At 64.6% G+C, this 13,462-nt stretch carries 14 protein-coding genes; 8 read left to right on the top strand and 6 right to left on the bottom strand.

The window, feature by feature from the left end:
* Nucleotides 1–2 precede the first annotated feature (2 nt).
* Nucleotides 3–446 (top strand): hypothetical protein, encoded by a 444-nt coding sequence (locus JQ627_RS11625; RefSeq protein ID WP_212484346.1) that lies wholly within the window; start codon nt 3–5, stop codon nt 444–446.
* Between the two features lie 24 nt (nt 447–470).
* Here the strand turns inward: JQ627_RS11625 and JQ627_RS11630 are convergent, their stop codons facing one another.
* Nucleotides 471–2,699 (bottom strand): ATP-binding protein, encoded by a 2,229-nt coding sequence (locus tag JQ627_RS11630; protein WP_212484347.1) that lies wholly within the window; start codon nt 2,697–2,699, stop codon nt 471–473.
* 298 nt (nt 2,700–2,997) lie between these two features.
* Here JQ627_RS11630 and JQ627_RS11635 point away from each other — a divergent pair, with 298 nt between their 5' ends.
* On the top strand, nt 2,998–3,768 hold the full coding sequence (locus JQ627_RS11635) for a DUF2189 domain-containing protein (protein WP_212484348.1): 771 nt from the start codon (nt 2,998–3,000) through the stop codon (nt 3,766–3,768).
* A 154-nt stretch (nt 3,769–3,922) separates the two neighbouring features.
* On the opposite strand, the gene JQ627_RS11640 is transcribed toward JQ627_RS11635, so the two are convergent.
* From JQ627_RS11640 to JQ627_RS11650, 3 genes are read right to left on the bottom strand one after another with little or no spacing between them, the layout of a single operon-like run.
* Nucleotides 3,923–4,435: an SRPBCC family protein gene (locus JQ627_RS11640; protein ID WP_212484349.1), complete on the bottom strand. Its 513-nt coding sequence runs from the start codon at nt 4,433–4,435 to the stop codon at nt 3,923–3,925.
* Nucleotides 4,432–4,902, bottom strand: a complete 471-nt coding sequence (locus JQ627_RS11645; RefSeq protein ID WP_212484350.1) for an SRPBCC family protein — start codon at nt 4,900–4,902, stop codon at nt 4,432–4,434. Before JQ627_RS11645 ends, JQ627_RS11640 begins: the two co-directional genes overlap by 4 nt.
* Complete coding sequence (locus JQ627_RS11650) at nt 4,895–5,209, bottom strand: helix-turn-helix transcriptional regulator (RefSeq protein ID WP_212484351.1); 315 nt, start codon at nt 5,207–5,209, stop codon at nt 4,895–4,897. Before JQ627_RS11650 ends, JQ627_RS11645 begins: the two co-directional genes overlap by 8 nt.
* A 116-nt stretch (nt 5,210–5,325) precedes the next feature.
* On the opposite strand from JQ627_RS11650, the gene JQ627_RS11655 reads away from it, so the two are divergent.
* The 4 genes from JQ627_RS11655 (at nt 5,326) to JQ627_RS11670 (ending at nt 9,045) form a co-directional block, all read left to right on the top strand.
* Nucleotides 5,326–6,771, top strand: a complete 1,446-nt coding sequence (locus JQ627_RS11655; protein WP_212484352.1) for an LVIVD repeat-containing protein — start codon at nt 5,326–5,328, stop codon at nt 6,769–6,771.
* Between the two features lie 23 nt (nt 6,772–6,794).
* Nucleotides 6,795–7,310 carry a hypothetical protein gene (locus tag JQ627_RS11660; RefSeq protein WP_312015756.1) on the top strand — a complete coding sequence of 172 codons (516 nt, stop codon included), beginning with the start codon at nt 6,795–6,797 and terminating at the stop codon, nt 7,308–7,310.
* Nucleotides 7,311–7,358: 48 nt separating this feature from the next.
* Nucleotides 7,359–7,976: a LysE family translocator gene (locus tag JQ627_RS11665; protein WP_028159437.1), complete on the top strand. Its 618-nt coding sequence runs from the start codon at nt 7,359–7,361 to the stop codon at nt 7,974–7,976.
* A gap of 85 nt (nt 7,977–8,061) precedes the next feature.
* Nucleotides 8,062–9,045 (top strand): DUF3592 domain-containing protein, encoded by a 984-nt coding sequence (locus JQ627_RS11670; protein WP_212484354.1) that lies wholly within the window; start codon nt 8,062–8,064, stop codon nt 9,043–9,045.
* On the opposite strand, the gene JQ627_RS11675 is transcribed toward JQ627_RS11670, so the two are convergent.
* Entirely contained in the window at nt 9,042–9,848 is an 807-nt protein-coding gene (locus JQ627_RS11675; protein ID WP_212484355.1) for an N-formylglutamate amidohydrolase, read from the bottom strand. The genes JQ627_RS11670 and JQ627_RS11675 overlap by 4 nt on opposite strands.
* Nucleotides 9,849–10,053: 205 nt before the next feature.
* Here JQ627_RS11675 and JQ627_RS11680 point away from each other — a divergent pair, with 205 nt between their 5' ends.
* Entirely contained in the window at nt 10,054–10,452 is a 399-nt protein-coding gene (locus tag JQ627_RS11680; protein WP_212484356.1) for a gamma-glutamylcyclotransferase, read from the top strand.
* Between the two features lie 78 nt (nt 10,453–10,530).
* On the opposite strand, the gene JQ627_RS11685 is transcribed toward JQ627_RS11680, so the two are convergent.
* Nucleotides 10,531–11,094 carry a chlorite dismutase family protein gene (locus JQ627_RS11685; protein ID WP_212484357.1) on the bottom strand — a complete coding sequence of 188 codons (564 nt, stop codon included), beginning with the start codon at nt 11,092–11,094 and terminating at the stop codon, nt 10,531–10,533.
* Between the two features lie 215 nt (nt 11,095–11,309).
* Between JQ627_RS11685 and dnaG the strand changes: the two genes are divergently transcribed.
* Nucleotides 11,310–13,322: a DNA primase gene (dnaG, locus tag JQ627_RS11690; protein WP_212484358.1), complete on the top strand. Its 2,013-nt coding sequence runs from the start codon at nt 11,310–11,312 to the stop codon at nt 13,320–13,322.
* Nucleotides 13,323–13,462 lie beyond the last annotated feature (140 nt).

Below are 13,462 nucleotides of genomic sequence, written 5' to 3' on the forward strand. Positions count from 1 at the left end.
TCATGCACCTTTCGGATTTCGTCCTGCTCCTCAACACGCTCTGGTTCGGCGGCGCCTTCATCCAGTTCAGCGTCGCCCAGCGCAACACGCTGAAGATACTCCTGCCGCGCGAAGAGCGCAGCAATCCGATCGCGCCGACCCTGGCGGCGAGCGTGGCGTTCCTGGGCGGGATGAATCTGCCGATCGGGCTTTTGTCGTTCTATCTTCTGGCCGCTCGTCCGGCCTTCTTCCAGCCGGTCGAGGCGCAGCTCGCGCTGTTCCTGTTCTTCGCCGCCTGCCACTTCAGCCAGTTCGCCTATAACCTTCCGGTCCTGATGCGCGGAGGACGTGTCGGCGTGGCTTACTGGCCCGTGCTGAAGGGCCCGATGCTGAGGATCTTCGTCATCGACGCGGCTTTGTTCGTGGCCAACCTTGGCGTGGCGCTTCTACTCGCGTCGCGCTCCTGACGGGCAAGATCCTGCGGCGCGAGCTTATCGCGCCGTGCCCGACAGGGCAGACCGCAGCATCGCGGCAAGATCCTGCCGCCGGAACGGCTTGGTCAGAATGCGTGCGTCGTCGACCCCGTCGGGCGTCTTGACGGGATTTTGGGTGTAGCCCGAGGTGAAGAGCACCTTGAGCCCGGGCCGCAGGCCGGTCGCTTGCCTGGCAAGCTCCTGCCCGAACATGCCGCCCGGCATCACGACGTCGGTGAACAGCAGGTCGATGTCGCCGGGGCACCGCAACAATGCGAGAGCCGCGGGGCCGTTCGACGCCGTGATGACACGATAGCCGAGCGTCTTCAGCTCGTTCTCGACATAAGCCCGAACCATGTCGTCGTCCTCGACGACAAGAATGGTCTCGCTTCCGCTGGGAGCGACGATCCGTTCCGCGGGTGACGGATGCTCGTTTGGCGGCGTTGCAAGGCGGGGAAAGAACAGCCTGACGACGCTGCCTTGTCCCGGTTCGGATTGCATCTGCACGACGCCGCCGGATTGCCGTACAAATCCGTAGACCATGCTCAGGCCGAGCCCGGTGCCCTTGCCGACCTCTTTGGTGGTGAAGAACGGCTCGAACGCCCGGCTCGCCACCTCGGCGGTCATTCCGCTGCCGGTGTCAGCCACGGCCACCATGACGTAGTCGCCCGGCCGCGGCTCGCCGTTGACGTCCAGGTCGGATTCACCGAGCGAGGTGTTGCGCGCCTCGATCGTCAGCTTGCCGCCGAGCGGCATGACGTCGCGCGCGTTGAGCACGAGATTGAGCAGCGCAGTTGTCAGCTGGCCGGGATCGACGCTGGTCAGCCACACATCCGGTTCGAGCACGAAGGTGCATTCGATGTGCTCGCCCAGGGGGCGGCGCAACAGCTGCTCCATCTCGCGAATCTTCCCGGCGATGTCGATGTCTCGCGGCCGGAGCGGCTGCTTGCGCGCAAAGGCGAGCAGGCTCCGCGTCAGGTCGGAGCCCCGCTCGGCGGCGGTCGCGATGTCGTTGGCGATCCGGTGCAATTCCTTGTTGCCGGCCAGCCTGTCGGCAAGATGCTCCGAATTGCCGAGAATGACGGTCAGGAGGTTGTTGAAGTCGTGCGCCACGCCGCCGGTGAGCTGGCCCATGGCTTCCATCTTCTGGGATTGGCTGAGCTTGTGGCTGAGGTCGGCGATGGCGGCGCGTTGCTGCTCGAGCGACTCGGCGGTGCCGTTGAGCAGCGTCATCAATCGGCCCAGCTCGCCGCCCGGGTGGGGCGGCGGAATTCGCGCGCTGAGATCTCCGAGCCCAAGTTTCTTCGCCATGGTGGCGAGACGTCCGACCTGGCGCCCGACGCTCACGGTTGCAAGGATCCAGACGGCCGCGAGCAGCAGCAGCGAGGCCACCGCGAGCATCGCCATATCCTCGTAGAGCCGGCGATTTGCCGCCGCGACCAGTCCGTCCTTGGACCGTCCGACCATGATGTAGAGGCCGGCATCGCGGGTCGAAGGCGAGCGGGCTACGGCCCAGACCTGCGTGCGGCCCTCGCGATCGGTCACTTCCTGAAACGTCTTCCGATCAGGATCCGTCGCGAAGCGGAACAGGTCGGATCCCGCAATCGATGCGCCGACGGGCTCCGTCCAGCCTCCTCCCGAGGGAGCGACGAGGACGGTGCCCTTGCCGTCGATGAGCAGGATCTCCTTCTCGGCGAGCAGCCGCTTGTGGTGATGCTCCGCGAATTTGCGCAGGTTGAACGACGCGAGCAGGATCAATTTCAAGGCGCCTGCGTCCGATCGCACCGGGTATGCGATCTGGAGCACCGATATTCCGGTCAGCCGGCCGAATACCGGCTCGAGCGCGATGCCGCGCGACGCCAGGGCCTGCTTGAAATAGGCGCGATCCCGGAGGTCGAGCGTGCGGTTGGTCCGCAGCGAATCGCAGAACAGGCTACCGTCGGGATCGATGGTCAATATCCCGGTGAACTGTGGGTATTCCTCGCGCACTTCCGACAGGAACGCCGAGCACGCCGCCTTGTCGCGCGTGTCGAGATCGCGTGCACGGGCCAGACCATAGTGAAGCTGGGCGGTGCCCTGAATCTTCTCGTCCAGATCGCTTGCAATGTTGTCGGCCGATGCGGCCAGATTGGCCAGGGCCGCGTTGATTTCGCTGCTCCGGTTCTGCACGAAACGCAGCCCGACGAGGATGGCCGGCACCAGCATGGCCGCGATGACGAGTATCAGTAGCCGGGTACGCAAGCTCATCGGTCGGGCGGTCCAATCTGGTCATCGCGCGTGCTGGTTCGAGCATGCAATCTGCGGCACCACCCTCCGCTCAGTCCATAGCCATCGCGCCGAAAAAGCTCCCGCGGGGAAAGATTTCGGCCGCGCACATCATGTTTGAGTCCCGGAAGGTTCGCCCGCGGGGCCCTGTAGGACTGGCGTCGGGGCTCCCGGGATACCGTCATCCCGCAATCAACTCGCGCGTGCGCGCAGGCGGCGAGGGCGCTAATATCGAGGTCGCGCACGACGGAGATCGTGCCGGCGACGAGGAGGAAGCCGAATGTCGATCTCGGGGAAAGTCGATCCAGTGGTGCGGCCGGTGGCGGCGACCGACATCGCCGAGGCGCTGGTCGAGGGTTTGCGTGATTTCCAGGCGCTGCCGCTCTACGGGCTCTGCTTCGGCGCGCTCTACGCAGGCGGTGGCATCGCCATCATGCTGTGCCTCACCGCCTTCGGCATGGTCTATCTCGTCTATCCCCTGGCGGCAGGCTTCGCGTTGATCGGGCCGTTCGTGGCGATCGGCCTTTACGAAATCAGCCGTCGCCGCGAGCGCGGCGAGCCGGTCTCCTTCGCCGCGATCTGGTCGGCGATACGCGCGCGCAGCGAGATCGGCTGGATGGGCTTCGTCACGCTGTTCGTGTTCGTGATCTGGATGTACCAGGTGCGGCTCCTGATCGCGCTGCTGCTCGGCCTGCATGCTTCGTTCTCGAGTCTTCAGGAATTCATGACGGTGGTGCTGACCACGAATGAAGGCCTGTTGTTCCTCGCCATCGGCAACGCGGTCGGCGCCGCGCTCTCGCTGATCCTGTTCTCGCTGACGGTGGTGTCGTTTCCGTTGCTGCTCGACCGCGAGGTCGATTTCGTCACCGCCATGGTGACGAGCGTGCGTGCGGTGGTGACCAGCCCGCTGCCGATGATCTCGTGGGCTGCCGTGATCGTGATGCTGCTGATCGTCTCGGCGCTGCCGTATTTTCTCGGGCTGATCGTGACGCTGCCCGTGCTCGGGCACGCGACATGGCATCTTTATCGGCGGCTGGTGGTGCCGGTGTAAGGTCGTCGCCTCTGTTGCTTTCGCTCTCCCCTTGGGGATGTCGTAGGGTGGGCAAAACGAAGCGTGCCCACCATTCAGAAAGATGGTGGGCACGGCGCAAGTGCGCCTTTGCCCACCCTGCGATTCCGAGTTTGCGGAGACAGACCCGTCTCGCTCACGGCGTCTTGATCCCCATCGCCTTCAGCGCATCCAGCATCCGCTGCGGCGGGCCCATCTTGACGACCAGCGGCTTGCCTGTCTCGAGCACGCTCTTGAGGCTGGAGAGGATCGCAGGCCAGCCCGAGCGTCCGCCTGCAAGAATGTCATCGCTGAGCGGACGATCATGGCCTTCGCTCATGGTGAGCCGGACCGCCTCGCCAGCCGGCTCTATCTCGTAGGTAACGAGGGTCGGTCCGAGCTTCTCGATCAGCTCGGGCCAGTTGACGTTGAAGGTGACCGAGAGCTTTCGCGGCGGATCGTATGCGAGCACCTCGCCGCTGATGTGCAGGGCGCCATCGGGCGTGCGCACGATGAACGCGCCGCCAAGGCGCGGCTCGACCTCGACGGTATTGCCGAAGAAGTACTGCTTGCTGAACTCGGCCGAAGTCAGCGCCTCCCACACCTTCTCCGGCGTCGCAGCGATGTAGATGGTGTAGACCGTCAGCGGCTTGAACTGATCGATGTTCATTTTGCGTCGAATCCCTTGTTGAGCGCGCTGCGGGGAATAGCCAGTACTTTGCCTCTCTCAAGCAGGCTCTTGAGCCCGGACAGGATCGCCGGCCAGCCGTTGGAGACGGCGCCGAGATATTTGCCGCCCTCGACGAAGCCGTCATGCAACACGGTCAAACGCACGAGCGGGCCGAACGGTTCGATGGTGAAGACGACGCGAGATATCGGCTCGCCGCGCAGTTCCTCGTATTTCTGGTGCTTGAAGCTGTAGGACAGGCGGCGCGGCGGATCGGCCTCCAGAATCTCGCCGGAATCGGTGACCTCGCCGTCGAGCGTCAGCGCGAAGGGCGAGCCGACCTTCCAGTCGGATCTGACCTCGGCGCCGAACCAGTATTTCTTGGTGAACTCGCTCGACGTCAGCGCCTGCCACAGCTGCTCCGGCGTGGTCTCGATATAGCTCACATAGACGAATTGGGGCTTACTCATCGCGCTTCTCCAATTGACGTTTCAACTCGCTGAGCGCGGCGAGCTTGCCGCGCTCGAATTTCCTGATCCAGCGTTCGCCGATCTGATGGATCGGCACCGGATTGAGGTAGTGCAGCTTCTCGCGGCCATGCCTGATGGTCGTGACCAGATTGGCCTCCTCGAGAATGACAAGGTGCTTGGTCACGGCCTGGCGCGTCATCGCGAGGCCGTCGCAGAGCTCGTTCAGCGTCTGGCCGTTTTTGGCGTGAAGCCTGTCCAGCAGCGACCGTCGTGACGCATCGGCGAGCGCTTTGAAGACCTCATCCATGACGGCGATAATAGGCAACCAAATGGTTGCATGTCAAGATGGTGTCTTTGGCGCCCGCAAATGGCTGTGCTAGCCTTGAAGCTCAGCCAACGCAGATTGGCTCCGGGAGGACTTTGATGTTCCGTTGCGTCTTGACTGCTGCCGGCCTCGTTCTTTTTGCTTGCAGCACCGCGGCCCATGCGCAGAAGCAGACCATCGGCGCGCCGCCGGAAGCGTCCAACATGAAGCTGGTCGGCACCAACGACCTCCAGGCGCGCAGTGCGTACCAGCCGACCATCCACCATCAGGGCGATCGTTGGATCGCCTATATCGGTCATCACGGTGGCACCGACGACGTGCCCGCGCCCGTCAACCCGATGACGGGGCAGGCCGAACCGAACGGAACGTCTATCGTCGACGTCACCGATCCCGCGCGTCCAAAATATCTGCGGCATTTGCCGGGACAGGAAGGCAAGTACGAATCCGGCGGCGCGCAGATGGTACGGGTTTGCGACGGCAAGTCGCTGCCGAAGGGCGATCCCAATGCGGTCTACATGCTCCGCACCTTCGGCAGCGAGGCGCATGAGATCTGGAACGTCGCCGATCCCGCAAATCCCGTGCTCATCACCCGCATCGGCGGCCTGAAGGACACGCACAAGAGCTGGTGGGAGTGCGACACCGGTGTTGCCTTCCTCGTCTCCGGCGCGCCGGACTGGCGCACGCGGCGCATGACGCAAATCTACGACCTCAGCGATCCCGCGCATCCGCAGAAAATCCGCGACTTTGGCTTGCCCGGCCAGGAGCCCGGCTCGACCGGCGCCGTGCCGACCGAATTGCACGGACCGATCTCGACCGGGCCCAATGGCAATCGCGTGTTCTTCGGCTACGGCACCAACAAGGGCGGAATCTTGCAGATCGTCGACCGCGAGAAGCTCTTGAGCGGACCGAAGGAGCCGACGCCGGACAATCTGCGCTTTCCCGAGATTTCGCGCATGCCGATGTCCGCCTTCAACGGCGCGCACACGACGTTTCCGATGCTCGACATGCCCGTCGCCGAATTCGCCGAGGACAAGGACGGCAAGACCCGCGACATCGTCATGATCGTCGACGAGGCGATTTTGAACGAATGCGGCGAGGCGCGGCAGATGGTGTGGTTCGCCGACGTCACCACCGAGACGCGGCCGATGATGATCTCGAGCTACACCGTGCCGGAGGCGAGCGGACAGTTCTGCCAGCGCGGCGGCCGCTTCGGCTCGCATTCCTCCAACGAGAGCATGGCGCCGGTCTATTACAAGAAGATGGCCTTCATCGCCTTCTTCAATGCCGGTGTGCGCGCGCTCGACATCCGCGACCCCTATCATCCGAAGGAGGTCGGCTATTTCATCCCCGCGATCACGAAGGCCACCGACAAGCGCTGCATTCCCATCGAGGGCGGCGAGCGCTGCAAGGTCGCGATCCAGACCAACAATGTCGAGACGGATGATCGCGGCTACATCTACATCGTCGACCGCGCCAACACCGGCCTGCACATCCTCGAGCTGACCGGACCGGCGCGCGCGGCCGCCGGTCTGCCGAGGACCTGACGATGCGGTGCGGAGCGGCGATCGTGGCTGTCGTGATCGCGCTCGGTGTATCCGGTGTCGGGACCTATCGGCTTGCGCCAGCGGCGGAATCGGCACGCTGGCGCGAAATCGCCTGGCCGTTCCCGCGCGACGGCTGGCCCTCCGGCCGCGCGTTCCGCTGCGACGGTGCCTGCGCGGGCACCGAGCTCTACGTGCGCGCCAAGCGCGGCTTCTGCAATTGCGACCGCGGCGTCGCCGACGACGATGAGGTCGATCGGGTTGCCGACATCGATCTGATCAGCCCGCGCTTTGCCGCCGTCGCTCCAGGTGAGGAGGTGGGTCTTGGCGAGATGCGCGGCCGTGCCAGGCGCTATGATCTCGATCTGTCCGACGGGGCACGTCACGCCGCGATCGGCATCGCCGTCTCGCGCCGCTGCGATCTCTTCGTCGCTGCGGCCCAGGGGCGTGGCGAAGCAAGCGCCGTGCAGCGTGCGGCGCTGGCGTTCCTGGAGACGCCGGAGATGAAGGTATGGGCGACGGCAGCGCTGGACGGAGAGTGAGTGTCATGCATTAATGCGCCAAACCGCACTCAGCGAGTCCTCCCCATGATGTCCATGCAAGCCTATTTCGCCTTCGTCGCCGCCTGCATTGCGCTGGCCTTGCTGCCGGGGCCGATCGTGACCCTCGTCATCGCCAACGGGCTGCGCCACGGCACGCGCGCGGCGCTGACCAACATTCTCGGCGTGCAGATGGGGCTGTTGATCGTGATTGGCATCCTCGCGGTCGGCCTCACCTCGCTCATGGCGACAATGGGCTATTGGTTCGACTGGGTGCGCTTCGCAGGCGCGGCCTATCTGGTCTGGCTCGGCATCAAGCTGATCCGCGCTCCGGTTGAAGGCGTCGACACCGACGCGCCTCCGCCTCCCCCTCGCGGCGGCTTTCTCTTGCAGGGCTTCGTCGTGGCGTTGTCGAACCCGAAGCTGCTGGTGTTCTTCGGCGCGTTCATTCCGCAATTTATGGACATGAGCAAGGATCACCTGTCGCAGGTCCTGGTGCTCGGAATCACCTTCATGGTGCTTGCCGGCCTGACGGACGGAATCTACGCGCTGCTTGCCGGTCAGGTCCGCGGCTTTTTCTCGGCGCGCCGCACCCGCTTGGTGTCGCGCGTCTCCGGCGGCTTCATGATCGGCGGCGGCATCTGGCTGGCGCTCATCCGGGCCAAATAACCCTTTCTCAAGCCGGTTCGCGCTTGAACCCTTCGCAGCGGCGATGCGTCCAATCGGGCATTGCCGCTGACGAAGGAATTTAGCCGTGCCCGATCTACCCTGGTTCGTCTATGCGATGCTGCTCGCACCGCTCGGGCTGTTATTGGTCGCCGCCGTTGTGAAGACCTGGCAGGCGCGCGAGGCGCGAAGCTGGCCACAGGCACCGGTGAAGGTTGTCCGTTCGGTCGCCGAGGTGCGCGAGGTCAGGGTGCCCGACAGCGACCGCAAGGAAGGCTATCGGCTCGAGAGCCGCAATTTTGCGAACGTGACTTACGAATATTCGGTCGGCGGCCGCAAGCTGAGCTGTAACCGCATCTCGATCGGCGAGGACCTCGGCAATTTCGAGGTCGCCGAGAAGCTCGCAAAATATCCCGCCGGCAGCATCGTCACCGTCTATTACAATCCCCGCCATCCCGATCAGGCCGTGCTCGAGCGCGACCTGCCCAAGGGGCTGTGGGGCTGCCTCGGCATCGGTACGGCTATCGTGCTTGGCATCGTGTTCGGCTCGGCGTTCGGGCTCAGCCAGGCTTATGCCTATCTTGCGCACCACATCGGGCGGCCCGATCTTGCAGGCCTCGTCGTCGGCTTCGGCGCGTTCGGCCTCCTCATCGCGCTGATGGGGTATGCGGTGCTGCGGCAGGCGTCGAAGGCGGCGCGCTGGCCGGTGGTGCCGGGCACGATCAGGCTGTCGGGGATCGAGCACTATCTCGAGGCCAGCGAGCCGGGCGAGCGCCGCGGCACCGAGATATTCGGCAAGCGCGTGACCTACACCTATCGCTATCAGAACGTCAGCTACACCAATGAATGTGCGCGCGTCGCGGCCGGGACGCAGTCAGGGTCCGATGAGATGTTGCAGAAGCTGATGTCGCGCTACCAGCACGGCGCGACGGTCGAGGTGCGTGTCAATCCCGACAACCCGGCCGAGGCAACGCTCGATACAAGCGGCCCCGTCCGCATCGCCTGGGTGCTGTGGGGCATCGCCGCGATTTTCGCAGCGCTCGCGCTGTTCGTCGCGACGCGGGGCGGCTAATCGACCAGCTTCTCCCTGCGCAATTCCACCTCGATCTCCGCAAGAATCCTCGCGAGCCGCTCCGCCCATTGCTGCTGGCCGGACTGGTCCGCGATCAGATCCTGGCGGATCTCGATGCCGGTGTTGACGAGGCCGCGGGCTTCGCCGTGGACGGGGATAGTGTAGTCGCTGAGGTCGCTCACGGCATAGGGCTCGTTGTCGCCGACGACGAGATCGCCTTCAGCGCGCAAATGTTTCAGCAGCAGCTGCGGCAGCACGGTGTCGCGGTTATACAGCGCGGCGATGTGCCAGGGCCGGGCGACGCCGGCATAAGCCGGCGTGAAGCTGTGCAGCGAGACCAGCACCGTCGGACGCGTGCCGTGCAGGCGGCGGTCGATCACGGCATCGATGCGGCGGTGATAGGGCTCGAAGATCTCGCGCCGCCGCGCCGCGCGCTCGCCCTCGGAGATGCCCTCGTTGCGCGGGATCGCGGTCGCCTCGGATATCACGGGGATCGAGCTTGCAACGCCGGGTGAGCGGTTGCAGTCGATCACGAGCCGCGAATAGCGCTGCGCGATCAGATGCGCGTCGAGCATTTTTGCGAGCCGCTCGGCGACGCCGGCAATGCCGATGTCCCAGGCGATGTGCCGCGTCAGCTCGCTTTCTGCGACGCCCAGGTCGCCGAGCGCGCGCGGCAAGATCCGTCCGTAGTGATCCGAGGTGAGCAGGAAGGGCGATGTCCCTTCCGCATTGACCTCATGCACCGGCGGAATGTCACCCGCGCCGAGCAGTTGATCGGTCGCGTTGGCCGTGTCCAAGTCCATGCTGATTGCCTATGGAAAAAGCAGTTACAATCTAAATTGGGCAGCAATCGCTTGCAGGTCGGTCCACCCAAAATCATCATGATCGCCAGACGATGCCGTTGCTGGCGATTCATCACAAGACCAAATCTCGCTTGCCCCCGGGCTTCGCCGGAACGAACGAAATGTGCAGCTGTCGTTTTGCTCAATTGACGGCTATAGACATCCCATGACCTCTGATCGACTTTTCGTCTACGGCACCCTCATGCGCGGCTTTGACCATCCGATGGCGAGGCTGCTTGCAGGACACGCGGACTTTTTGGGTGAAGCGACTTGTCGCGGCCGGCTCGTTCTCGTGAAGCATTATCCGGGCCTGTTGCTGTCGGATGCGGCCTCGGACATCGTGCATGGCGAGCTCTTTCACCTGCGCGCTCCCGACGAGCTCCTGCGCGAGCTCGACATGTACGAAGCCTGCGGTGAAGGCTTTTCGGAGCCGACCGAATATCTGCGCAAGCTGATCGACGTGAAGCTGCGTGATGGCACCACGGAGAAGGCCTGGACCTACGTCTACAATTGGCCCGTCGGCGATCTGCCTCTCATCGAGACCGGCCGCTTTCTCGAGCACTAGCACTTGATCCGGAAAAGTGGGTAGCGGCATTCCGAAAGATCATGCTCAGACAATATCTAAAGCGCGCTCTCATCGCGCTCAGGCCGAAAGCACTTCCTTCACCACGCGCACATCCACTTCGCGCTCGACGTAGGTCCACTCCTCGGTCTGCCTGAGCATGGTCACCAGCTCTTCGAACAGCGAGGCATCCGGGGGGGCGAATTCGAACCAGGTCAGGAAGTCGAAGGGGCCGCCGAGGTCGCGGCTGTGGTAGAGCTGCCGGGCGATCGCTGGCAGGAAGCGCAGGCTGCTCGCAATGTGGTGCGACTTGTCCTCGAAGATCTTGCGGCGCTCTTCCTGCGTCAGCTCCCACCAGGCTTGCGATTTGCGGATCGGGATCAGCGCCGCGGAGGTGGCCTCGAGCCGCCCGAGCCCCGCCTGCACCGCGGTGAGCTGCTGCTGCTCGGCGCGCTCGGTGTAGCGCAAGCTGCTCGCAACGCCCACCAGCCGCCATGCATTGCGCGAGGGCACCAGCGGCAATGCGACGGCATCGCTGTCGACGACCGACAGCGCCGGCATGAAGGGCAGGGGCTCGCCCGTCACGGGCGAAATCGAGGTGACGCGCCAACCCCCGCTATGGCCGCCTCGAAACGTCCTGAACATGGCCTATGGAAGCGTGGAACTGGGCCGGATTCAAGCTTTTCCAATCATTCCGGGCTCGCGCGACGCGCGCCCGGGAATGACAAGGGGTATGACGGAATCGCCTGTGTATAGGTCGAATAACCCGGATAACCCGCCTAAACCTGACTTTTGGCTGGGCCGCACCTATATCCCTGATCCTTCGCCCGACTCACCCGGTTTCGCGTTACACACACGCCATGCGCTTCACGCCCCAGTTCCTCGACGAGCTTCGTGCCCGGCTTTCGGTCTCCGAAGTCGTGGGCAAGCGCGTGAAGCTGAAGAAGGCGGGGCGGGAGTGGAAGGGGCTGTCGCCGTTCCAGCAGGAGAAGACGCCGTCCTTCTACGTCAACGACCAGAAGGGCTTTTACCACGACTTCTCCTCCGGCAAGCACGGCGACATCATCACCTTCGTGATGGAGACCGACGGCCTGACGTTCGCGGAGGCCGTCGAGCGGCTCGCCAACATGGCGGGACTGGCGCTGCCGGCGGTGACGCCGGATGCGGCGCGGCACGAGCAGCGGCGGCGCACGCTGCATGACGTCATGGATCTCGCCGCGAAGTTTTTCGCGGAGACGCTGGCCTCGCGGGTCGGCGCCAAGGCGCGCGGCTATCTCGCCGATCGCGCGATCTCGCCGGCGACGCAATTGCAGTTCCGCCTCGGCTATGCCTCGCCCGATCGCTTTGCGCTGAAGGAGCATCTCGGCAAGCTCGGCGTCTCCGTCGACGACATGGTCGAGACCGGGCTGCTCGTTGCCGGCAACGACATCCCGGTGCCCTATGACCGATTCCGCGATCGCGTGATGTTTCCGATCACGGACTTACGCGGCCGCGTCATCGCCTTCGGCGGTCGTGCGCTCGAGAAGGACGTTCCGGCGAAGTACCTGAACTCGCCGGAGACGCCGCTCTTCCACAAGGGCGACAATCTCTACAATCACCAGACCGCGCGCAAAGCCACCCATGACGGCGCATCGCTGATCGTGGTCGAAGGCTATGTCGACGTCATCGCGATGGTGACTGCTGGCTTTGCTGGCGCGGTCGCGCCGCTCGGCACCGCGCTCACCGAGAGCCAGCTCGCGCTGCTCTGGAAGATGGCGGATGAGCCGATCCTCTGCTTCGATGGCGATCGCGCCGGACAGAAGGCGGCGTATCGTGCCGCTGATCTCGCGCTGCCATTTCTTGCGCCCGGCAAGAGTCTGCGCTTTGCGCTGCTCCCCGAGGGGCAGGACCCGGACGATCTCGTGCGCTCCGGCGGCCGCAGCGCCATCGAGGAGGTGATCGCGGCGGCACGTCCGCTCGCCGAGATGATCTGGTCGCGCGAGCTCGAAGGCGGCAACTTTGCAACGCCGGAGCGCCGGGCCGCGCTGGAAGCGCGCGTCAAGGAGCTGTCCAACGGCATCCGCGACGAGGTGGTGCGGCGCTATTATCGCGACGACTTTGCCGAACGGCTTCAGCGCACCTTTGCGCCCGATGGCGGACGCGGCGGCTTTGCCGGCCGGGGCAATTTCCGGCAGGGTAGCGGCGGCCGCCCGTTCCAGCCTCGCGGCGGGGGCGGTGCGAATCGATTCGGTGGCCAGGGATTTGGTGGAGGCCGCCGCGGCCCGCCCGGTCCCATTCCGCTCCCCTCCGGCCCCTACCAGGCGGCGAGCCCCCAGCTCGCGTCCAGCCCGATCATGCGGGGCCAGCGCAGCGCCATCTCCCGCCGGGAGGCCCTAATTCTGCAGTGCCTGATCAACCACCCCTGGCTGCTCCATGAGCACCTCGAGGAAGTGGCTGCCTTGGAGCTCGCCCACCCCGAGGCCCACAAGCTCCGGGCCGGCATCATTGCCGCCTTCGCCCACGACCATCACCACTCACCTGATCCTGGCGAGCAGGCCGAAAAGATGCGCGGCGATCTCGAGAATGGTGGATTTTTGCAATCTCTTCAAAGGGTTGAGGGGGCCATCACCACCGCGGCGGTGTGGGGCGCCCGCGAAGGCGCGGCGCAGGACGACGTTCTCGCCACCTGGCATCAGCTGGTCGCCTTGCATCGGCAATGGCATTCACTACTTAGAGAGCTGAAGGACGCCGAGCTGGCCTTGGGGGAGGACCCCAGCGAGGCCAATTTGGCGTGGCTGCGTGACGTCAAGGCTCGGATAGGAGAAGTCGACGGTACCGAGGCCCTGATCGAGGGTTTTGGCGAGCTGTCGGGCCGGTTCCAGAAGAGCGTGTGATGAAAGAATCATGCGGACGGCCGGGACCGGAACCGCTAAAAGACTCGCCAAATCCAAGGTTTGGCGGCAAAAACAGGGTTAATCGAGGCTTAACGGTCTTGTAGCACTTTGGCCACCAGGCGGCCGCAGGCAGAACAGAC

Origin of the sequence: Bradyrhizobium liaoningense, from assembly GCF_018130785.1 — a bacterium.
In the GTDB taxonomy this organism is placed as follows: Bacteria; Pseudomonadota; Alphaproteobacteria; order Rhizobiales; family Xanthobacteraceae; genus Bradyrhizobium; species Bradyrhizobium liaoningense_A.

Bases quoted from the DNA above. Each gene is read 5' to 3' on its own strand.
- JQ627_RS11630 (WP_212484347.1), bottom strand. From the start codon at position 2,699: ATGAGCTTGCGTACCCGGCTACTGATACTCGTCATCGCGGCCATGCTG.
- JQ627_RS11625 (WP_212484346.1), top strand. From the start codon at position 3: ATGCACCTTTCGGATTTCGTCCTGCTCCTCAACACGCTCTGGTTCGGC.
- JQ627_RS11645 (WP_212484350.1), bottom strand. From the start codon at position 4,902: ATGAGTAAGCCCCAATTCGTCTATGTGAGCTATATCGAGACCACGCCG.
- JQ627_RS11635 (WP_212484348.1), top strand. From the start codon at position 2,998: ATGTCGATCTCGGGGAAAGTCGATCCAGTGGTGCGGCCGGTGGCGGCG.
- JQ627_RS11675 (WP_212484355.1), bottom strand. From the start codon at position 9,848: ATGGACTTGGACACGGCCAACGCGACCGATCAACTGCTCGGCGCGGGT.
- JQ627_RS11655 (WP_212484352.1), top strand. From the start codon at position 5,326: ATGTTCCGTTGCGTCTTGACTGCTGCCGGCCTCGTTCTTTTTGCTTGC.
- JQ627_RS11665 (WP_028159437.1), top strand. From the start codon at position 7,359: ATGTCCATGCAAGCCTATTTCGCCTTCGTCGCCGCCTGCATTGCGCTG.
- JQ627_RS11650 (WP_212484351.1), bottom strand. From the start codon at position 5,209: ATGGATGAGGTCTTCAAAGCGCTCGCCGATGCGTCACGACGGTCGCTG.
- JQ627_RS11680 (WP_212484356.1), top strand. From the start codon at position 10,054: ATGACCTCTGATCGACTTTTCGTCTACGGCACCCTCATGCGCGGCTTT.
- JQ627_RS11640 (WP_212484349.1), bottom strand. From the start codon at position 4,435: ATGAACATCGATCAGTTCAAGCCGCTGACGGTCTACACCATCTACATC.
- dnaG (WP_212484358.1), top strand. From the start codon at position 11,310: ATGCGCTTCACGCCCCAGTTCCTCGACGAGCTTCGTGCCCGGCTTTCG.
- JQ627_RS11685 (WP_212484357.1), bottom strand. From the start codon at position 11,094: ATGTTCAGGACGTTTCGAGGCGGCCATAGCGGGGGTTGGCGCGTCACC.